19 protein-coding genes and 1 pseudogene are annotated in these 19,417 nt (G+C 45.7%); 13 read left to right on the top strand and 7 right to left on the bottom strand.

Annotation, left to right across the window (positions count from 1 at the left end):
- Window positions 1-54 precede the first annotated feature (54 nt).
- Window positions 55-288 carry a hypothetical protein gene (locus QF049_RS31025; RefSeq protein WP_307542933.1) on the bottom strand — a complete coding sequence of 78 codons (234 nt, stop codon included), beginning with the start codon at window positions 286-288 and terminating at the stop codon, window positions 55-57.
- 437 nt (window positions 289-725) lie between these two features.
- On the opposite strand from QF049_RS31025, the pseudogene QF049_RS31460 reads away from it, so the two are divergent.
- The 3 genes and pseudogenes from QF049_RS31460 to QF049_RS31015 all read left to right on the top strand — a co-directional run.
- Window positions 726-836 (top strand): annotated as a pseudogene (locus QF049_RS31460) (M56 family metallopeptidase); the annotation flags it as partial.
- 99 nt (window positions 837-935) lie between these two features.
- Window positions 936-2,150: a peptidase M56 gene (locus QF049_RS31020; protein ID WP_307542931.1), complete on the top strand. Its 1,215-nt coding sequence runs from the start codon at window positions 936-938 to the stop codon at window positions 2,148-2,150.
- Window positions 2,151-2,226: 76 nt separating this feature from the next.
- The gene (locus tag QF049_RS31015) at window positions 2,227-2,403 is read left to right on the top strand and encodes a hypothetical protein (protein ID WP_307542929.1); all 177 of its coding nucleotides are present in this window, start codon (window positions 2,227-2,229) and stop codon (window positions 2,401-2,403) included.
- A 237-nt stretch (window positions 2,404-2,640) separates the two neighbouring features.
- Here QF049_RS31015 and QF049_RS31010 read toward each other — a convergent pair whose 3' ends face one another.
- The gene (locus QF049_RS31010) at window positions 2,641-3,285 is read right to left on the bottom strand and encodes a hypothetical protein (protein WP_307542926.1); all 645 of its coding nucleotides are present in this window, start codon (window positions 3,283-3,285) and stop codon (window positions 2,641-2,643) included.
- Between the two features lie 336 nt (window positions 3,286-3,621).
- On the opposite strand from QF049_RS31010, the gene QF049_RS31005 reads away from it, so the two are divergent.
- From QF049_RS31005 to QF049_RS30975, 7 genes are all read left to right on the top strand, one after another.
- Window positions 3,622-5,289 (top strand): PucR family transcriptional regulator, encoded by a 1,668-nt coding sequence (locus tag QF049_RS31005; protein WP_307542924.1) that lies wholly within the window; start codon window positions 3,622-3,624, stop codon window positions 5,287-5,289.
- Between the two features lie 225 nt (window positions 5,290-5,514).
- Entirely contained in the window at window positions 5,515-6,291 is a 777-nt protein-coding gene (locus QF049_RS31000; protein ID WP_145323717.1) for an ABC transporter ATP-binding protein, read from the top strand.
- Entirely contained in the window at window positions 6,291-7,157 is an 867-nt protein-coding gene (locus QF049_RS30995) for an ABC transporter permease (protein ID WP_307542922.1), read from the top strand. The genes QF049_RS31000 and QF049_RS30995 overlap by 1 nt, the downstream gene beginning before the upstream one ends.
- Before the next feature lie 53 nt (window positions 7,158-7,210).
- Complete coding sequence (locus QF049_RS30990) at window positions 7,211-8,239, top strand: ABC transporter substrate-binding protein (protein ID WP_307542920.1); 1,029 nt, start codon at window positions 7,211-7,213, stop codon at window positions 8,237-8,239.
- An 11-nt stretch (window positions 8,240-8,250) separates the two neighbouring features.
- A complete protein-coding gene (locus QF049_RS30985; protein WP_036674348.1) occupies window positions 8,251-8,436 on the top strand; it encodes a hypothetical protein in 186 nt (61 codons plus the stop codon).
- Window positions 8,433-9,809 carry an amidase gene (locus QF049_RS30980; RefSeq protein ID WP_307542918.1) on the top strand — a complete coding sequence of 459 codons (1,377 nt, stop codon included), beginning with the start codon at window positions 8,433-8,435 and terminating at the stop codon, window positions 9,807-9,809. The genes QF049_RS30985 and QF049_RS30980 overlap by 4 nt, the downstream gene beginning before the upstream one ends.
- 19 nt (window positions 9,810-9,828) lie before the next feature.
- Window positions 9,829-10,215 (top strand): RidA family protein, encoded by a 387-nt coding sequence (locus QF049_RS30975; RefSeq protein WP_091013442.1) that lies wholly within the window; start codon window positions 9,829-9,831, stop codon window positions 10,213-10,215.
- Between the two features lie 44 nt (window positions 10,216-10,259).
- Here the strand turns inward: QF049_RS30975 and QF049_RS30970 are convergent, their stop codons facing one another.
- Both QF049_RS30970 and QF049_RS30965 read right to left on the bottom strand, forming a co-directional pair.
- Complete coding sequence (locus QF049_RS30970) at window positions 10,260-10,532, bottom strand: PDC sensor domain-containing protein (protein ID WP_307542913.1); 273 nt, start codon at window positions 10,530-10,532, stop codon at window positions 10,260-10,262.
- Window positions 10,529-10,858 carry a hypothetical protein gene (locus QF049_RS30965; RefSeq protein WP_307542911.1) on the bottom strand — a complete coding sequence of 110 codons (330 nt, stop codon included), beginning with the start codon at window positions 10,856-10,858 and terminating at the stop codon, window positions 10,529-10,531. Before QF049_RS30965 ends, QF049_RS30970 begins: the two co-directional genes overlap by 4 nt.
- 483 nt (window positions 10,859-11,341) lie before the next feature.
- On the opposite strand from QF049_RS30965, the gene QF049_RS30960 reads away from it, so the two are divergent.
- Window positions 11,342-11,764 (top strand): hypothetical protein, encoded by a 423-nt coding sequence (locus QF049_RS30960; RefSeq protein WP_307542909.1) that lies wholly within the window; start codon window positions 11,342-11,344, stop codon window positions 11,762-11,764.
- A gap of 133 nt (window positions 11,765-11,897) precedes the next feature.
- Here QF049_RS30960 and QF049_RS30955 read toward each other — a convergent pair whose 3' ends face one another.
- A complete protein-coding gene (locus QF049_RS30955) occupies window positions 11,898-13,061 on the bottom strand; it encodes an iron-containing alcohol dehydrogenase (RefSeq protein ID WP_307542908.1) in 1,164 nt (387 codons plus the stop codon).
- Between the two features lie 97 nt (window positions 13,062-13,158).
- Between QF049_RS30955 and QF049_RS30950 the strand changes: the two genes are divergently transcribed.
- Entirely contained in the window at window positions 13,159-14,115 is a 957-nt protein-coding gene (locus QF049_RS30950) for a phosphotransferase family protein (RefSeq protein ID WP_307542906.1), read from the top strand.
- Window positions 14,116-14,291: 176 nt separating this feature from the next.
- Here QF049_RS30950 and QF049_RS30945 read toward each other — a convergent pair whose 3' ends face one another.
- Complete coding sequence (locus tag QF049_RS30945) at window positions 14,292-15,170, bottom strand: amidohydrolase family protein (protein ID WP_307542904.1); 879 nt, start codon at window positions 15,168-15,170, stop codon at window positions 14,292-14,294.
- On the bottom strand, window positions 15,157-18,324 hold the full coding sequence (locus QF049_RS30940) for a GNAT family N-acetyltransferase (protein WP_307542902.1): 3,168 nt from the start codon (window positions 18,322-18,324) through the stop codon (window positions 15,157-15,159). The genes QF049_RS30945 and QF049_RS30940 overlap by 14 nt, the downstream gene beginning before the upstream one ends.
- A gap of 266 nt (window positions 18,325-18,590) precedes the next feature.
- Between QF049_RS30940 and QF049_RS30935 the strand changes: the two genes are divergently transcribed.
- On the top strand, window positions 18,591-19,196 hold the full coding sequence (locus QF049_RS30935; protein ID WP_307542900.1) for a DedA family protein: 606 nt from the start codon (window positions 18,591-18,593) through the stop codon (window positions 19,194-19,196).
- Window positions 19,197-19,417 lie beyond the last annotated feature (221 nt).

Raw genomic sequence — 19,417 nt, 5'->3', positions numbered from 1 at the left:
ACAAACAAATCCATTAATCGTAATTATCTACCCGACAACTCAATGTAACTAAAATTACTTCACAAGAATTTCAATTGGATTCGTGGTTAAAGAGATATCCGCGGTCATATCCACAATGAGATTTTGTTTCCCTTTTTTGGTTACCATAAATTCATCTTCAACCTCAACCACTTGACCTGATTTAAATTCAGTTACATATCCCACATCCGTATAATTACGCTCCTCGTTACTACCGGAGAAGGAGAAACGAATTATAGGTTTTCCATGGGAAACTTCAACGGGTTTCATACCTCTATATTTCAGAGTTCCTTTTACTTTCATTCTCTCACCAGTACCTAAAACAGTTGGTGTTGTTACTTCGAGAACGAAATCAGATGTTATTACTCATTTTATTAACTTCATATCACCTCTCTTATACTCTAACGAATGATACGTTTCAATTACTCTTCTCTTTCAAAAAACAGTTAGAAAACGTTTCCTTGATTTCTCTGAACTATCGTTTCCCGTTAGTTCAATAACTGGGACTTATTTTATCTCTCTTAAAAAGGCAATTACTAGTTCTGTCCCTCGATATCTTATCAATGTTGTATCGAACGTACTATTACTTTCTTAGAATATATTGTTGTATAATTTAAAGTATGGAAAAATTCTTAACAGATTTAACCAAAATTCAACCAAATGGGTTCAATCCCTTACGGACGTTAGTGGTATAGCTACATAGGTTTAATCCTTTTGTTTGGCTGGCGCGGCAAAAAATGGCCTTCGATCGGGAAATGGCCTGTGATGCGGTCGTCCTTGAAGCGCTGGGTAGCGGGAATCTTTTTCATATGGCATGACACTTCTTATGCTATCTCGTTTTTTTCCAAAGCTCTCATCCACGGATTAATATTTCATTTTTCTTCAACAACAAGAATGAGACGAAACGGAGAGTTACAATGATTACGAAGTTTAAACAAGGTTCATACAAACTGTTTGCCACGGCTATTTTGCTGATATTAGTTTTAAGCGCAGTTTTGGTTACCAACGCCATTGTCGATTCAAATGCTTCTCAAGCAACGGATTCAAAGGAAGAAAATACGGTTTCCTCCTTTCAGATCGACAGAATGATTCCATCGTTCAAATGGTTTCATAATCTGGACCGGGCGCTCGCTTTTTCAACGTTTGACTTTAAAGTGCCTGATTATCTGCCCGAAGGGTATCGCCTAAGAAATGTGGATTTAAATGAGAATTTCAGTAAAGCCAATAAAGCAGACTGGATTGAATTAGCTACGATCACTTTCGTATCGAACTTTGGCCAACAAGACGAACAACACTTTGAAGTACAAGCTTCCAAAGGAAACGGCACTTTGCTGGAGCATCAATTATTGTGGGGGGCTTCATATTCCCAAAAACCAGACCTTGCTCCTTCTTACCAGCAAGTAAACCTGACATTAGGCAGTATGAAGGGTATTATGTACACCACTACAAGGCCCAAGTATAAGAAAAAACCTGAAAAAGCCAAAAGTTTTGTATGGCAGGAAAACGGTGTAACGTATTCGATCAATTATTTTAGCGCTGATCTTACACAAGAAGAGCTGGTGAAAATCGTTCAGTCATTTGCTTTGCCAGAACAAGTTCAATATGTCGATTATAAGGGTGAGGGCAATTCATTCCCTTTATATGATATGACGGATTTGCAGGAAGCAAACCATATTCTTGGCTTTCCAGTGAAATTCCCGTTTGCCATATCAGACTATGGTCTTAAACTTTCCGATTCGATTATGCAGCAAGCTGACGATCAGAACACCGGGTTCTCCATCAGACCGGACACAGACGCCTTGAAGAATAGTTATCGCGTTCCTTACAAATCCCCCATTTATGAAATAAATGACATGATTGATTATTATCAGAGCAAAGAGCCTATTGTGGATGTGAACAAGTTGTCGTTCATGCACAAATTGGTGATTAACGGTATCGAAATATCGGCATATAAAGATAAGGATCATATCTATTGGGAGCCTATCCATTCGGATAACAATCAGTTGAAGTTCAAAACTCAAACGTATTACATGTGGAAGCAAGACGGTATTTATTATGCGGCTTTTTTCCTTGGGGTGGACAAACACCAGGAAGAAAATCTTAAAGCTTTAGTAATCGCTCCTGTCCAATAACCAGGAAAATGAGGTCAACATTATTAGAATTAGATTAGCACTTAAGGAGGATCAATTCGTCCCGTCGGTCATTACGTTGAATTATAAGTATTGGAGCGGAGGTTTTCAGCTACCGGCTGTGCTACGCGTTGCTTGGCTGGGAGGCAATGGCCGCCGAAGCGGCGAAGGAGATGTTATTCCGGATTTGGAGGGACGACTTCACTTTCGATTGTCCATCTTATACACATCCCATCTCGATAATTTCCAATTATAATATATTAATATATTGCCATCATTTCTATCATATTGCTAATTTTTCTTGTAAGGCTAAGTTAACGTTCCCCTTAGCTGAACAAAAACAACCGATCAGGTGAACTGCACCTCCATTGTTAGTCGTGTTTAACAAATGGAGTGCAGTTTACAAATTGATCGGCTACTTTCTGGGGTTTATTGTGCTATCGTATCCCTCTAGTGTAACAAATGACGACTGATATAATTTACTACTCCAGTATCATCGAAAACCGAAGTGCTTCTCAACTTCCATTAACATCTGATCTTTATTGGATTGAGATGTTCTCATAAACCATTTTAATTGATACTGCTCTGCTTGTTGCAGGTAATGATTCGATGCTCTAACCACCGTGTTTAATGTTTCGTCCCGTGCACGTTGTGGATCTGATAAACCAGGAAACAAATCTTCCATGCCTCTCAAATGATCTCGATCTAAATAATCTGCTCGAATGAGGTCATCTTCTGCAAACATATAAATAACTCGGTTGGGGTCAGCAATCTCCCTTAGATAAGCAGGTTCCATAAAAGTATCTACTACGATCGGCTTCTCTTTCCCCATCTGTAACAAATCCAAGATGATAAATTCCACACTCTCGTCAAGCACGGAATTTAACCAGTGACTTCTATCATTCCCTCGTCCTAAAAAGAACCATTCCCAATCAATAAAATGTCGTAATATTGCGGGATGATCCTGCGGATTAGCCTTTTTTTGATAATCGAACGTGTGGTCATCTGAAGAATAATAATTCATATTCCATTTTGAAGAAAGTAACTTTGTCATCGTGCTTTTTCCGCCGCAAGGGCCTCCACATATCCAATAAACATGATCTAAATACTGTCTTAATAGTCGGTATGAAATTTTCATGGTATGAACATCTCCTAGTTTAAGATTATTTTCTTATAAAGGAGAACATCTCTTCTTGTTTGCATTACACGTCCAGGTCGCTGGCATTGCTACACCACCTTTCAATTTCCATTTTCTCACAAATTTAACCAGTTGTGAATCTTAGCTCATTTACAAAAGTCATATTCCTCACTAAATACACACGTTCACCGCAGCATTTTGTACAATATGCTTAAAAATTCGATCTCTTTTAGCCTCTTTATCCAAACTCTTCTTTACGCCCACCGCACTTAATGTTAGATTTTATAACATATAATAACGAAAGCGAGTGGGTTGAAGATGGATCTGCAACAGTTATTGACTATCCCCATTCTATCCAAAGCAAAGGTAATTGCCGGACATCGTGGACTAGATCGTTTGGTGCAATCGATTAATATTATGGACGCACCAGATATTGTACAATTCCTGAAGCCAGGAGATATGCTGCTGACCAACGGTTACATCCTGAAAGACCGACCCGAAGCTCATCTTGGATTCATTACTGACATGCATGCAATTGGTTGTGCAGCGCTTGCGGTCAAGACACAACGCTTCTCTCTTGAATTATCTCCGCAACTGCTTGAGACAGCCGACAGGCTGGGCTTCCCGATCATTGAGCTGTCGGAGATCGACAATACACTCGGTGAAATATTTCAACAATCAATCAGCGCCATCCTACAGAACAAAACCCATGAGCTCCACTATGCCTTATCTATTCACAAACAATTTTCCACGATGGTTATGCAGGGAAAAGGCATCCCCTCCATCGTAGATACGTTGTCTCAGTTGTTATCTTCACCCGTACTGCTGCTTGGCTCCAAGAAGCAGATTACAGCCAGCTCCCATTATGCAGAACAGATGGATGACCAATCTCTCGCCGCACCCTTACTGACATTTATAGATGAGCACCCTTCCTTCCATACCACAATCTCAATCTGTCTGCTTACCGCTGAGAAATATCGACATGCCGAGTTTCATCCCATCTTCACGGATCGGCACGAGGGCTATTTGATCGCACTATACGACAGTTCCGCAAGCTCCAAGCTCTCCACTCTGGCACTGGAACAAGCCGTCAATGTAATCGGTCTGGAGTTAACCAAGAAGCAAGCGGTCAAGGAACGCTCCCGTCGTTACAAAAATGAATATTTCTCCGATCTCATTCAAGGCTTCATTCGTTCAGAACAAGAAGCGCTGCATCGCGGCAAGAAATACGGGCTGCAGGCAAAAGGAAGTTCCGTTCTCATCATCGCCAAGATGGATGAACCTTTAACGAACAAACCCAATCACATTCTCACTCCCTCAGGAGAAGAGCGGTTCATCTCGGAACGAGACGCTAATTACGAGCTGATTAAGCAGGAGTTCACCAAACTGGATCTTTCTTTTGTCATGTTCACCAAGAATGACCAGTTCGGCATACTTGTCTTTTTGTCCGAATCGTCTTGGGATGAACACACCGTTATTCAGCAGCTTGAGTGGACTGCGGGCAATCTGTATATGGAGTCGCAGCTTAGTCTTTCTTTCGGAATAGGCAATCCCTACACGAATGTACTGGATATCGGGCTTTCCTATAAGGAAGCAGTCAAGGCACTTCAATCCGGCTATCAGATGCGAAAGACCCGCTTCGCCCATTCCTATCAAACGATGGATATAAGTCGCCTGCTGCGTATGATTCCCCACGATGAAATGTTGCAGTTCCATCAAGAAACCTTTAAACCCTTCGAAGGCCGAGATCCAAACGAGCGCAGCGAACTTATGAAGACCTTGTCCTCTTTCTATGAGAATCATTGCCAGATCGTCGATACAGCGAAAGAGCTGTTTGTACATCGCAATACAGTGATCTATAGGTTGGAAAAATGCGAGAAACTAACCGGCAGAAACATCAAGGACCCGATGGAGAGCCTGCGCTTTCGACTTGCCTTTGCACTTGAGTCCCTTCTGAAGCTTAATCCACCTCCCAGTGAAGTTAATCATACGTCTCGAGCTTAGAACGTGTCATATATAATGACACGTTCTTTTGTTTTTCTTATCATATCCAATCTTCAATTGTTCATTTTAACTGATTTAATTGTATTTTTATGTTCAAAGTAACTAATGACAACAGAACCCACAGTCTATATGATTAGGAATATATTCATGAATGTCATGTTAATTAACATCAATTCACATCAAGAACCGAACAACCATCAGGCTGTAGGAAAGGGGCTACCTGTCATGGCTATACAGATACAAGGCGTATCCAAATCATTTGTCAGTGCAACCGGAGAAGATATTCAAGTACTCGCTGAGGTTTCGATGCAAATCAAGAAACAGGAGTTCTTCAGTATCGTGGGACCGAGCGGCTGTGGCAAGAGTACGATCTTCAATATTATCGCGGGTCTGCTTAAGCCAACGAACGGCAAGGTTATCGTCTGTGGCGAAGAGATCGATCAGACCACCGGGCATGTCGGCTATATGATGCAGAAGGATCTGCTGCTGCCTTGGAGAAGCATCTTGGACAATGTCACGCTAGGCTTGGAAGTGAAGGGCATGTCCAAAAAGGATCGCGGCGATATTGCCATGGATTATCTGGATCGCTACGGCCTGGCTTCATTCGCAGAAGCCTATCCCTCCACACTATCAGGCGGTATGCGCCAACGTGTAGCCCTCATACGTACCCTCGTTACCCAGCCCGACATTATATTACTGGACGAACCCTTCTCCGCACTTGATTATCAGACCAGACTCATTCTAGAAGATGAAATCTTGTCCATCCTGAAATCCGAGGGCAAGACAGGCGTGCTTATCACACATGACATTGAGGAAGCCATCGCCATCTCCGATCGCATTGCTGTCATGAGTAAAAGACCAACGACTGTAAAACAGGTGTATGACATTGGTCTCGCCTCGCAATACGGTTCAGCACTGAAAGCCCGCTCCGACCAGAAGTTTAAACAGTATTTTGAATCGATCTGGGCAGAGCTTGATATCCAAATGGGGAGGATCAGCTAATGAAGAGCACATCACCTGAAATTACCCTTGCCGGAAAACCTGCTGGAGTTGTGAAGAGCAAACGCAGACAGCCCACCTTCTCCAAAGAATGGCTGATGACGATGCTTTGGCGGTTCATTATTGTAGCGGTCATCCTGGTGATCTGGGAATCCGCTGTTCGTTTGGAGCTGGTTAACGGATTCCTCATGGGATCACCAAGCGCAATTCTGGATGCCGCCATCACGATGGCCAGCTCAGGGCAACTGCTTACAGACGCTTTTGCAACGGTGAATGCCACTGTTATCGGCTTCGTAGCAGGAAGCTTAATCGGCTCGTTGGCAGGATTGCTCATGTGGTATTCCAAATCTGTTGCCCGTGTACTCGATCCCTTCATTGTAGCCATGAACGGTATCCCGAAAATTGCCCTTGCCCCCATGATTATTATCTGGTTCGGTTCAGGCATCTTCTCCAAGATTGCTCTCGCCTCTGTCGCAACGTTTATCGTAGCGCTATTATCCGCCTACCAAGCGACTCATCAGATAGACGAATCCCAGATTAATCTGATGAAATCCTTCGGTGCAAAAAAATCACAAATTTTCCGCAAAATTATCGTTCCTTCCTCTCTGCCATGGATTATCTCAGCTTTCCGGATCAATATCGGTCTGGCACTGGTATCTGTTGTAGGCGGAGAATTCATCTCTTCTGACAAAGGACTCGGACACATGGTATTCGTCGAAGGCAACCTATTTAACCTTCCGGCCGTATGGGTCGGCGTGTTCATGCTAATGCTTGTCGCAATGCTCCTCTATACCTGTGTCGGTTATATTGAATCCCGTCTTCTTCCATGGAACGACAACAAGACCAACAGCAAAACCACATCTGTCTAAACTGACCCGCAACGACTAACTTAACTACAACCATTAAAGGGGCCTGGTGACTAATGCGTACATTCAAAAAGATAGCTATTCTGGCAACGATGACGATGATATTGACCACACTACTCAGTGCATGCGGAAGCAATGCCACAACACCTGCAAGTGGCGGAGGTACATCCAGTAATGAGGGGCAAGATGCTGCGAAGGTGGATAAAATCATGGTGTCCGAGGTGTATCACAATCTGCTCTACCTTCCGCTCTATGTAGCGAATAACCAAGGATTTCTAAAGGAGAATCGCATCGAGTTGTCCTCCATCCGGGCTGCTGGAAGTGGACCAACAGCATTGTCATCGGTCATCTCAGGCGAGTCAGCGTTCTCATTTCATGGTCCTGAGCATGTCGCATTCGCGAATGCAAAGGGCGGCGATGCTCGCTCATTGGTCCTTCTGTCCGGCAGTGCTCCTGTATGGGCGGTTGCACGAGAAGGAGTAACCGTGAACTCAACAGCGGATTTCAAAGGTAAAACCATCGTTGTGGGCTTGGCACCTACAAGCTCGAACAGCTTACTGCGGAAGCTGTTTGCTGATAATAACATCGACATCAACAAGGATGTGACGATCACAGAGGTTCAAAATGGCTCCGAGCTTGGTGCTGTATTAGCAGGCAAAGCTGATATTGCTATCGTTTACGAACCACAACTGGATCAAGGCGTTGCTGAGGGACTGCACATTGTCCATGATTTCACGAAAGATTATCCTGACTTCGCCTTTGCAACGATGAATACAACTGCAAGCTTCATTGAGGAGAATCCTGACCTCACCCAGCGCTTCGTCACCTCCATCGAGCAAGCCCTGGACTATATTCAATCAAATCCTGATGGTGCCAAAGCAGTCGCTGTGAAGGAGTTCCCCAATCTGGACAAAGAAGTCGTGGAACAAGCTGTACAACGTATGATTGACAGCAAGGTATACCCTGCGGAGGGGCTCATCAATGAATCCGCCTTCGGGACGGCAATGGATATGCAGCGCTTCATCGGCAATCTGAAGGAAGACCTCGCATACGAAGATATTATCGATTCAAGCTTCACCAAATAGAGAGAGAAAGGTTGATTACTCTGAATCAAGACGACTATCTCACACACCGCCGTACGGAAAGTGCCAAATATGCGGACGGAGTTATTACGAGCGAGGAGCTTGCCCTATTTACAGCAGACTTGGAGCTGATTCGAAACTTCAAGCTGCCAGAAGAAGTAGGTCCCAATCCCCCGCATAGGAGCGTGCCTCTGCGATGATTACGAAACCACTGAACGAGCTGACGATTGCGGAAGCCGCAACATTGATTAAAAACAAGACGATATCTCCTGTTGAGCTTACAGAGTCCTATTTGAAACGAATTGAGAATGTAGAGCCTGCTGTGCAAGCCTTCGTTACAGTCACTGCGGAACAAGCCTTTCAGGCCGCAAAAGAGTCTGAGCGTAAGCTAATGAATGGCGAATACCTCGGCCCTCTTCATGGCATTCCCTACGGAGCGAAAGACATTATCCATACCGCTGGCATACGGACCTCGGCTGGATCAAGCACCTATCCTGACTTCGTACCCAAGGCAAATGCTACTGTCATTGATAAGTTGCAGGCTGCCGGCGCTATCCTCCTAGGTAAGACAACAACAACGGAGTATGCGTTCCAGGGAGGAGAGCCGCCAACCCGCAACCCGTGGAATCTAGAACATACCCCAGGCGGTTCCAGTTCAGGCTCCGCCGCTGCTGTAGCGGCTGGTATGGCCTCCTTCACTCTCGGAACTCAGACCTTTGGATCTCTGCTCAGACCCGCAGCTTACAACGGATTAACCTGTATGAAGCCAACTTACGGCAGGGTTAGCCGTAACGGTGTCATCACAGCCAGTTGGAGTCTGGATCATATTGGCGCCTTCACTCGATCCGCACAAGATAACGCAATCGTTCTGGAAGCGATGGCCGGGCAGGATGAGCCGGACTCCTTCACACTGCCTCACGGCAAGCCAGACTTAACAAGCGCTCTTGAGCATCCTGTTTCAGGAATGGTGATCGGGCTGCCAAGCAACTTCTTCCAGACCGATGAACCGGCAATCTTGTTAGCGGTAGAGTCGGCACTCGCTGTACTTGAGAAGCTGGGCATGCAATGGAAAAAAGTAGATCTGCCTTCTTATATGGAAGAGACCATTGCTGCTCATCGTACGGTTATGCGGGCAGAAGCTGCCGCCTTCCATCAGGAACGCTTTGCGGAAGCCTCCGATCGCTACGGTCACACGATGCGGGAGCAGCTTGAACTCGGCTTTCAAACGAGTGCTGTTGATTATTTGCAGGCACAGCGCATTCGAACGATATTCCGCAGCGAGATGATGATGCTTTTCGATGAAGTGGATGTGTTATTGACCCCATCCACGCCGTATGTGGCCCCCTATGGCTACAAGACCGGTAGTCCCATTTTCAACGGACCTTTTACCAATACAGGGCTACCTTCCATTACCCTCCCCATCGGGTTTGATACCACCTCAGGGAAGCCATTACCTATCGGCATGCAACTTGCCGGTCCACTCATCCGAGAAGACCGCCTGTTGTCCATCGCTCATCATTATCAGCAGGTTACGAACTGGCATCAGTTAACACCCAATATACACCCTCACTAGGAAAGGAATGATAACTACTATGTCTACCATCATACATGCCAGTACAGCACCCAAGTTCCCACTTCCTTTCTCCCACGCTGTCCGTGCAGGAGATATGGTCTACGTGGCAGGTCAGGTAGGCGTTGATCCACAGACCCTTGAGCCTATCGGCGGCATTAAGGAGCAGACGGAGCAGTGCATCCGCAATATTGAGGTGATCCTGCAAGAAGCCGGACTTACACTGGATCATATCGTGAAGGCAACGACTCATCTGGCACGCGTGGAGGATCAGCCCGAATACAACGAAGTATATGCGCGAATGATTAAGCAGCCCTATCCCGCCCGCATTACTGTATTCAGCGGGTTAGGCCCTTATTTAATTGAGATGGAAGTGCTGGCGTATGCGCCTTCCATTCGAGGAGAGTAACACATCACAAAAGAGCACCTGTAGCCATAAATGGCGACAGGTGCTCACAGCACGCCTTTCACTTCCTTGTTATCACCGTAGATCGGCATCGCAAAGACGGTCCCCAGCGTTCCCAGAGATTCAGAGATCACACCTTCGCTCACATAGTTGTGCCCTTGAAGTGCCTGCTGAAAATAGGTGCGTTTGGCACGTTCCCCACCGACCACTTCGGGATTGTTTGCTGCAACCACAACGTCTTCCCGATCCAGGAGAATTATAACATTGCTGCCCTCCATTCCTGTCAGGCTATCTGCCAATATCCCATTGGCCTTGTTCACCAGTTCGCTATTTTCCGAAAAAACGCGTCATCACTCTGTCCTGCTGTATCTCGAATCTCCAGCAAGTCTTGGAATGTCCGATGTGTTGTGATTAGAAACGTGGACTGCTCCTCCAGACTTAGTGAAGTAAATAAACCTGCTCCAATCCGGTCAGAAGTTGACTGGATCTCATCTTTGCTTTTGTCCAGTGTGATCTCCTCTGCCACTTTGTAACACAGCACAGCCGTCACGGCCAGTACGATGCAGACCAGAATACTGATCATCATTGGCAATTTGAACCGAAAAGACATGTTGGTCAAGCGTTGCCTCGCTTTTGCTAATAACATGAATACATTCACCATCCATCCTTATTCTTGTTGGGTCCAATATAATATGGATTAACTTTATATCGATTGTTATTAAATAAACGTCCAGTGCCGGTAACGCTTTCAAAAATATTTCCCTTATTCTATGGAAGCGGATAACTGTAGGTCAAAGGCCGCTGTTGACGATTGGAGAATGTAGACTTTGGGTTAATACAAAATATGACATCAACATCGGTTAATGTCTGTAATACATATCGTCCCCCGATTCTGACCATCGTATGGATCTCAAGACGAAGCTATAAGCTAACCATAACGTTCATGAGCCTAGCTCTATTGTTTGGCATTGTGTTCTTTCAGAATTCCCTTGTCTTGTTTCACCTTCATGTTGCTCTGTCTGTTGCTCCACAAGCCCAGCAAGGTGTATCTTAAGCAGGAAGGTCCTTCGCGAGATGACAACCAGGAGAATCTGAGGTTATAGGTTCGAAGTAGAAAAGGAGAAGTCGTATGGTAAAAACAGCTTTACCCACACTTTTAAATGTCGTGCGCATTTTATTGAGTGTAAAATTGATCTACGTGATTGTGTCCTTTATCGTGTTCCTCATGGATTTTAACCAGAACATGGAGGCTTATCTTGCTTTTTCACACAAAGGAGATGATCTGGCTTACGCCTCTGGCATAATCGTAGGCAGAATGTTGTTTATGATTGGACCAAGCCTGCTCGCCGTTATATTCATTACCAAGAGAAAGTTCAAGCTCACCGTCACATTTCTAAGTTTGGCGCTACTTGTTGCTATTCCCAATGAAAGTAACCTGTTTATCCTGATTCATCTCTTCGCCCTGCTCATCGTGCTCTTGCACCGTCCAAGCAAGTTGTATCTGAAACGGATGTATACTGGTGGCAATGAGGCAGCGGTTGAACAATCTTAAAGTGCTCGCAAGATATGATCTGGAATATACCGTTGAACGTACAATAGATGATGTTAAAATAAAAACAAGGACTTTCCTCAGAAGTACAGGAAGGTCCTTGTTTATTACATTCACTATATAAGTGAACTTCCAATTACAGTGCCGCTTGATAGATTTGCACGACATCTTCACGCTGCAATTTTTGGAAGAATCCGAACGGACCGAATCGCATCGCTTTATCAGCCATCGCGTCAATCTGACTGTCGTCGATGTCATAGTCAGCCAGACGGCTAGGGGCACCAATAGAAGTCCAGAAATTACGCAGTGCTTCGATGCCTTCTTCAGCCACTTGTTTGTCTGACTTTCCATTAGGATTGATATCAAATACATTAACAGCCAAACGTTTGAATCGATCTACATCCACATCCAGATTATGCTTCATCCAGTGCGGGAACAGAATGGCAAGGCCTCCCCCATGAGGAATGTCATACACGGCCGACACAGCATGTTCAATATTGTGAGATGCCCAGTCTCCAGCAAGCCCCATATTCAGAACATCATTAAGCGCCATTGTTCCGCAGTAGAGAATGGTTTCGCGCAGTTCATAATTTTCCGGATCTTTGATCAGGCGAGGGGCTGTATCGATGACGGTACGAAGAATCGTCTCACAGAATCCAAGCTGAACCGGTGTATTGGTATCCAGATGGAAATAATGTTCAAACACATGCGACATCATGTCCACCATGCCGTATACAGTCTGATCCAGAGGTACGGTAAAGGTGTTTACCGGATCAAGAATCGAGAACGCTGGGAATGAATACTCGCTGAACCATGCCCATTTCTCCTGCGTATCCTGATTCGTAATTACTGAACCGTTGTTCATCTCGGAACCGGTCGCTGCCATTGTCAGAATTGTACCTAGTGGAAGTCCGCCTTGCGGAGTTGCTTCGCGCACAACAACATCCCACATGTCTCCATCGTATTTGGCCCCTACTGCGATAGCTTTAGCGCAATCAAGTACACTGCCACCGCCAACCGCAAGAACCAGATCAATATTATGTGTTCTGCATAGTTCTACACCCTTATGAACCGTAGACAGACGAGGGTTCGGTTCCACACCAGCTAGTTCCGTCACCTCTGCCCCGATTTCATTCAACTGACTGATTACCTGATCGTACAGGCCGCTGCGCTTGATGCTTCCACCACCATATACAAGCAAAATACGCTTTCCGTATTTTGGAACTTCGGTTTGCAGTGCTTGAAGTTGCCCTTTGCCAAAAATCAGCCGGGTCGGATTATAAAACTGAAAAGATCTCATAACGTATGTTCCTCCAAAGAAGTCTGAAATTTTGTGCATCCACCATTATAATTCTCTTTATTCGTAAAAACAAATACAGGTAAGAGGGAGATAACAGATGAGCATGGAGTCTATCACATTACAACAACTAATAAAACAAACCATTCATCAATATGTATCCTCGGATGTTCACATTCGAAGTATCAAAAGTAACCCTGTCGGTACGGGATCTCAAGCCGTTGAATTGCTTCGACATTATATTGAATTCCTTGTAAATGGAGTGAACAGGGATATTTCTCTCGTGACCAAGAAGGCCACGTTTATTGAACGCTCTACCTTGTTCAGATTATTTTTACAAGGAGCAAATGTACCTTATAGTTTAACAAATGAACCTCATAACAAGGATCGCAGCCTGATCTGTATCCAGGATGTGGACTACCAAACCGATTATAGTCATTTGGATATAAATCTGCTTCAGAATAAAGAATTACGAGCATTGGCTTACATACACGGAACGAATATGGGGGCAAAAAAAGAATTGCCCTGGATATCTAATGTGGATCGATCTCATATCGTTGATATGATAGAAACTCGTTGGAGACCTTCTTGGAAAAACGCCATAGAAAGTCCATCATTCATTGAGGAATTTGGCTCAACGCTCATTGGGGAGATTGAAGCTGTAGCAAATAGCATCGTAAATGATCTTGAAACTCTTATCGAGGACGAACATACGCATACGCTGATTCATAATGATCTGAATCCCGGCAATGTATTGGTACACAACAATGAGGACGTTTATTTTATCGATTGGGAGGAATCAAGGTATGGCTCTCTGTTCTTCGATATCCCTCTGCGCTGTGCACATATGAGACAAGTTGAGATCTATCGTGAGACTCTTAGTTCTCAAGGATACGATATTCCACAAAATCAATTTGAAAAGTACTTCTCCTCGGCATCCCGATATCTCGGAATTCGTTATATGAGTTGGAACCTTGGAGTTTGGCAACACTCCCCCCAAGCCAAAGACGACTTAAAAAAGTATATGAAAATGGTGACCGAACCTTTGTACTCCTGATCCCTTCATTTCAGATTGGACGTAAGATAAATTCAGTTTTCCTGAACCCAAACAGCTCCTGCCAGCAAATTGGCAGGAGCTTATACGGCAGGAATTCAGCGTGAACATCGCATGCTTTCTTGAATGACATACACGCATGATATTCCCTCAAATATTAAAGTTTCATTACTTCCCTTTTAACCCAACTCGGTAATCCGCTGTCCAATTCGCGGAAACAGCCCAAAGGCATTCTCGTAGAACACTTTATCATGATGTTGCTCCGGTACAAGTCGGCGGACAAATTCGGCATACAGATCGATGGGCGCAAGCGGCCAGTCGGTGCCAAACAGCATTTTCTCATAATGATCCGAATAGACCAAGGCCCGGCGGAAATGATCCATGAATAAAGGCTCGTTCATGAACCGTTCAAAATGGGGCCGATCCCCTACCACAAGACCAGACAAATCCGCATACACGTTAGGATTCTTCGCCACCACTTCAGCTGCATCCATCACCCATGGATCACCCAAATGACAGATCATAAAGTTCACACCGCGCTGCTGCAAGGCTAATTCATCCACCGTCAACGGATGCGAATATTTGAGTAATCCATTCATGGAGTACGTGTCACCCGTATGAATCACGACAGGCAGGTTGTACTTGGCTGCGAGTTCATAGACCGGGGTATAGATTTTGTCATACACATAGTGATGATAGTATCCGGCATAGAGTTTGATTCCGGCTACCTCGGGGGATTGCAGTCTTGCTTCAATCCGGTCAAGCTCGTCCTGAGCGTTTTTACCGTCTAGCGCATTAGGATTGATGCCCACGCATTCCATGAGGAATGACGGAACATTCTCTTCCAGATCAAGTCCCATCGGGTTAGGGGAACTGGAATCCGGGAACGCTCCCTTCGTCTGCTCCGTAACCCCCATTCCGATACCCATAATGACATCGTTTTTATCAAACTCCGCTTTAAGACCAGCGGCAGAGTAATCCACTTTGGACAGATCAATCGCTGTTCGGTGAAAGCTGTCGATGTCCGACAGATGAATGTGAATATCAATGATCGGCATGTGAAGCCTCCTTTTCATCGGTAGAAGTTACAAAATTTAGTTTGAGAAGGTCCTGCACATCCGCTGAACTTAGCGGGATTGGCCCCAGGACAAGATATGTCGGCTCCGTCCAGACCGTCTCCCCGTGATGAAGTGTCAGATGATGATTCACGTGCAGACCCGTCACCTGATTATTGGCAAAAGCCCAAGCACTCTGGTTCGGGTAACGATGGACCGCATGCAGCATGTTTTCACGCGAAACCGATCCGACTCGCAAAAGGTCTTCCAGTGGCAGGCCCACATCTACTTTGCCTAATGGGAATCGATCTTTGCCCGGTTGTTCGATCCATCCTTCCGCATATACAGATGAAGGCTGGAGGAAACGTTCCTCCGCAAGCGAGTAATCCGTAAGCGTCAGGCCACTTTCGTTTGTCACCGCAAGCAGCGTGCAGAGCACAGGAACACCCGGCAGCATCAGATAATGCTGGTGAATTGTGATTCCCCGATTCGCTTCATGCTTCTCAATCCGGGTGGTCAGTTTAATGCCCTTCCAGACGTTGCCATATTGATCCTTCTGCTCTGTCCAGGAAGCGACTCTCTGTTCCAACTGGCGGCTGAAACCATTCATGCCCGGGATCGCCACTCCCAACCCGCCGTACCATGGATTCCACCATGAGCGTGGAGCCGGTTCAGGGTACGAGCTGTCCAGCCATTCGTCTCCTGCAACTTTCAGAGAGTGTACGACACTGCCGAATTCTGGAGCAACGGCGATCGACAATACGCCATTGTCTACAGTGTATACAGGTCCAGAAGAACCTTCTTCAATCTTCTGCTTCACCTCTGTTCCGGTCTGCGGGAACCAAAGCGCCGTTCGCACCTGAATCCGATCTTCGCCCCGGTATAGCCCACGAACTTTCCAACCACTCACGTGATGGTGGCGGTTCACTTGGTCTGGTGAAAATGTCAGCTTGGCGGAGTTTAGATTCTGTTCCGGATTGAATTCCTTCGCTTTTGCCATAACCTCCGGTTCGCTACCCTGCTGTACATACAGTTCCAGCTTGCCTGCAAGCGGAACCAGTTTATGTTCAGTCAACGTTGCTTGCAGCACATCCGGGGCAAATGGATTCCCTTCACTGAGTGTCAAATCCAGATGACTGTCTAGCAAAGGAATGAACGGGTTACGCTGCTTCCGGGCAAATGCACGGAAATCATGCCATTTGGCGAACGTGTTCAGAGCAAACACCGTTTCCTTGGTTCGTGCTACAGCCCCTGGCTCCAAACGGCCCAGATCATGCTGCAAACCCAGCGTGTATTCCGGACGAAGCAGCTTCAGGGAAGGGTCCCAATAGATCCCGCACGCCCCATACTCTTCTTTGCAGAACAGCCAGTTCTCCGTGATCTGTGAGCTATTCCAATGGTTCGGATCACCTGCATAATCATCGCCCATATCCACGAAGCGCCCCTGATAAGGAAGGATCAACCTGTTACCATAGAACCCGAAGTTATTCATTAGATACAGGTCCTCTTCCCAGGCGGTATCTCGTGTATTTTCCACCTCGTGGTGGAATTCGGCGATTCCATTCGCAGAGAGCTTAACCACAGACTTAATCTGCAGGCCCGGGAAATCCTCCGAGTCATACAGCGCTTCAAGAACCTGACGTTCCCCTTCGGGATAGATATTCACTTCTTTGGCTTGTTTCTTGGATAATTCTTCGGCAAACGGCTTACCCAGCTTCGGATAAGTCCACCAGAACGAATGACGGGAGCCCGGGTATTCAATCCACATATTATTATCTTGCTTACTCATATGAATAGAGAATGCGCCGTTAACGGCCACCCATTGATCCTCAATCTGCCCGCCATATTTCCCTTCGATTCCCTTCATCAGGACAGAAATTTTGCTTGTAAAAGAGATTGCATGGTTCCCCACGGGGACAGCCGTCACTTCTACTTCCTGGAAATATAGACCATATGAACGCAAGGTGAAGGGCACGGGCACAGACAATTTGCCTTTGGCAGGCACCGTAAAGCGTACCGAACGTTCCGCCCATTCGAGGAATTCATCCTCCGGAAGTTCTAGACTGAATTCTGTTTCTGCATCCACATTATTTTCCACATTCAGAACCAACTCCGCCGGGATACCTGGATAGAGCTCCTTTACAGGCAAAACGGTCTTGATCTTGGCCGGAAATTTCGGGGCAATACCTAACCTGAACTCCGCTTTCTTCCCACCGATCAACCATGTGCTGGCAACAACGGGATGGGTTTTATTGTTATTCTGTTCCTCTGTAATCGGATCAAGGTGAAACTCACCTTCCACGGTAATGGTTTCTCCCGGAGCAACTGCTCGTACAACGTCCAGCGCAAATCGAATATTTTTGTTATCCTGACCCTTGATTTCGATCGCCAGTTCTGACGCAGAAGTGTTCTTAATGCGATAGCGAACCATATAGCTGGAACCGAAAACCAGATCATGATCATCGACCTCTGTAGCGATCTCGTAATCCGGTGTTTCGAGGGCAGTCAGCCCGCGACCCGACTTTTCAAACTCAGCCCGCAGGGAGACCTCTCCCTTTTTCCACGTATAGTCAAAGAAATCAAACCCACGCTCCCGTCGGCCATCTGGCTCGACGACGAGTTCACGCGTGCTGTCTGCATACCAATCCAGCTCCTCAAAATAAGGAGCGAGTGCTTCGGTCTGCAAGATGGTGGGAATGAAATTCATCAGATGCACATTCTCATCTTTTTTCTCCCAGAAGAATCCGCATTTCTTGTACATCGGTACAGCCTTCGTATTGCCTGCCCATGTGAACAGATCCAGGCGGGGCCATCCAGCCTCTACGGTCTTACGCACAGCATTCAGAATCAGGTTACGTCCAACCTTATACCCGTGATAGTCTGGGCGTACGTTAAGCAGCGGTACATATAGCGCTCTCTCGTCATATCGATAGTGGGCGAAACTGCAGAAGCCAACCACCTCTTTCTCATGAACGGCTAGAAATGCATGGAGATTGGACGAACTCTCCATCTCCCGACGAACTGTTTCCTCTGTCCTAAGGTTGGTGCCACCTCCCCAGCTTTCGTTACTACGGTTCCACATATCCGCGAGTGCGGCAGCGTAAGAGACATCGTATTCAATAATATGGATCTGATCAATAATCGAAGTTAAGGTCATGTTCTGATCTCCTTCTCTGTATGTATAGGATGGTGAAGAAGCTAGTGATAGTCTTATCATACTATATTTGGAAACATTTTCAGAGTGTTATATTGGTGTTAGATTGTTAGAGGCGATCAGTTATCTTATGTATGGTCTAACATATCCCGTCGTGACGGGCTAAATCGGATATGCATGTGAACTTTGACAAGCTCTATTCGCTATTGTTACTCTTTGTAAAGGAGTGTTTCTTATATTAAAAATAGAAAGATTCGTGGAGGGAAAGCATGACGGAGTGGATCACGCAATTTATACTTTTTTTTAAAGATTTATCGTACGCAGGTCTCGTTCTTGCCTTGTCGTTTGAATTCGTACCTGCTGAACTCGTACTGCCCATGGCGGGATATTGGGTGTATCTTGGAGATATGAAGCTGTGGCTGGCTATACTGGCGGGTACCGTAGGTGGAACGTTTGGACCTCTGACGTTATATGCCCTGGGACGTTACGGCGGCAGACCGATGGTCGAAAAATACGGCAAGTATTTCTTGATTCGCCCCCATCATCTGGACGCTTCCGATACGTTCTTCGAGAAATATGGCAGCGGGGTCGCCTTCTATGGACGTTTTGTACCTGGCATTCGGACCGTGATCTCCATCCCTTGTGGAATGGCGAAGATGAATGTGTTTAAATTCAGTATCTTTACATTCTTGGCCATGCTTCCGATCACCTCATTGTACATCTACTTAGGCTTTAAATTAGGCTCTCAATGGGAGCATGTGGATGAGATTGTTAAGCCTTATATCGTTCCGGCAGCGGTGGTTTTCTTAGGCGCATTTGGATTGTACGTGCTTTTGAAACGTTGGAAAAGAAGAACGGCTCAAAGCGAGTCATAGGCTTGCTGGGAAAATGCAGTCTGTTAGTAGAGTATCTGATATATGTTTAAAAAATCCTTACTCTGCATGGCATGTGGTTACGATTTCTGAAGATACTGCGATAGGTGATATACCGTACTAATCTAACTTGGTTATTCATATGCAAAGCCCCGCCGATCCTAAGAATCTGTGGGGCTCTATCAGTTTATGAAATTTCAAACTAGTTACCTAAGTACATGGTA

The sequence above is a fragment of the Paenibacillus sp. W4I10 genome, from assembly GCF_030816325.1.
Lineage (GTDB): Bacteria > Bacillota > Bacilli > Paenibacillales > Paenibacillaceae > Paenibacillus > Paenibacillus amylolyticus_B.
This window is presented reverse-complemented; position numbering and strand designations above follow the sequence as displayed.

Coding starts and splice junctions, on each gene's coding strand:
- QF049_RS30950 (WP_307542906.1), top strand. CDS start 13,159: ATGAGCATGGAGTCTATCACATTACAACAACTAATAAAACAAACCATT.
- QF049_RS30935 (WP_307542900.1), top strand. CDS start 18,591: ATGACGGAGTGGATCACGCAATTTATACTTTTTTTTAAAGATTTATCG.
- QF049_RS30965 (WP_307542911.1), bottom strand. CDS start 10,858: ATGTTATTAGCAAAAGCGAGGCAACGCTTGACCAACATGTCTTTTCGG.
- QF049_RS30980 (WP_307542918.1), top strand. CDS start 8,433: ATGATTACGAAACCACTGAACGAGCTGACGATTGCGGAAGCCGCAACA.
- QF049_RS30940 (WP_307542902.1), bottom strand. CDS start 18,324: ATGACCTTAACTTCGATTATTGATCAGATCCATATTATTGAATACGAT.
- QF049_RS30995 (WP_307542922.1), top strand. CDS start 6,291: ATGAAGAGCACATCACCTGAAATTACCCTTGCCGGAAAACCTGCTGGA.
- QF049_RS31020 (WP_307542931.1), top strand. CDS start 936: ATGATTACGAAGTTTAAACAAGGTTCATACAAACTGTTTGCCACGGCT.
- QF049_RS30945 (WP_307542904.1), bottom strand. CDS start 15,170: ATGCCGATCATTGATATTCACATTCATCTGTCGGACATCGACAGCTTT.
- QF049_RS30975 (WP_091013442.1), top strand. CDS start 9,829: ATGTCTACCATCATACATGCCAGTACAGCACCCAAGTTCCCACTTCCT.
- QF049_RS31025 (WP_307542933.1), bottom strand. CDS start 288: ATGAAACCCGTTGAAGTTTCCCATGGAAAACCTATAATTCGTTTCTCC.
- QF049_RS30960 (WP_307542909.1), top strand. CDS start 11,342: ATGGTAAAAACAGCTTTACCCACACTTTTAAATGTCGTGCGCATTTTA.
- QF049_RS31010 (WP_307542926.1), bottom strand. CDS start 3,285: ATGAAAATTTCATACCGACTATTAAGACAGTATTTAGATCATGTTTAT.
- QF049_RS30955 (WP_307542908.1), bottom strand. CDS start 13,061: ATGAGATCTTTTCAGTTTTATAATCCGACCCGGCTGATTTTTGGCAAA.
- QF049_RS31000 (WP_145323717.1), top strand. CDS start 5,515: ATGGCTATACAGATACAAGGCGTATCCAAATCATTTGTCAGTGCAACC.
- QF049_RS30990 (WP_307542920.1), top strand. CDS start 7,211: ATGCGTACATTCAAAAAGATAGCTATTCTGGCAACGATGACGATGATA.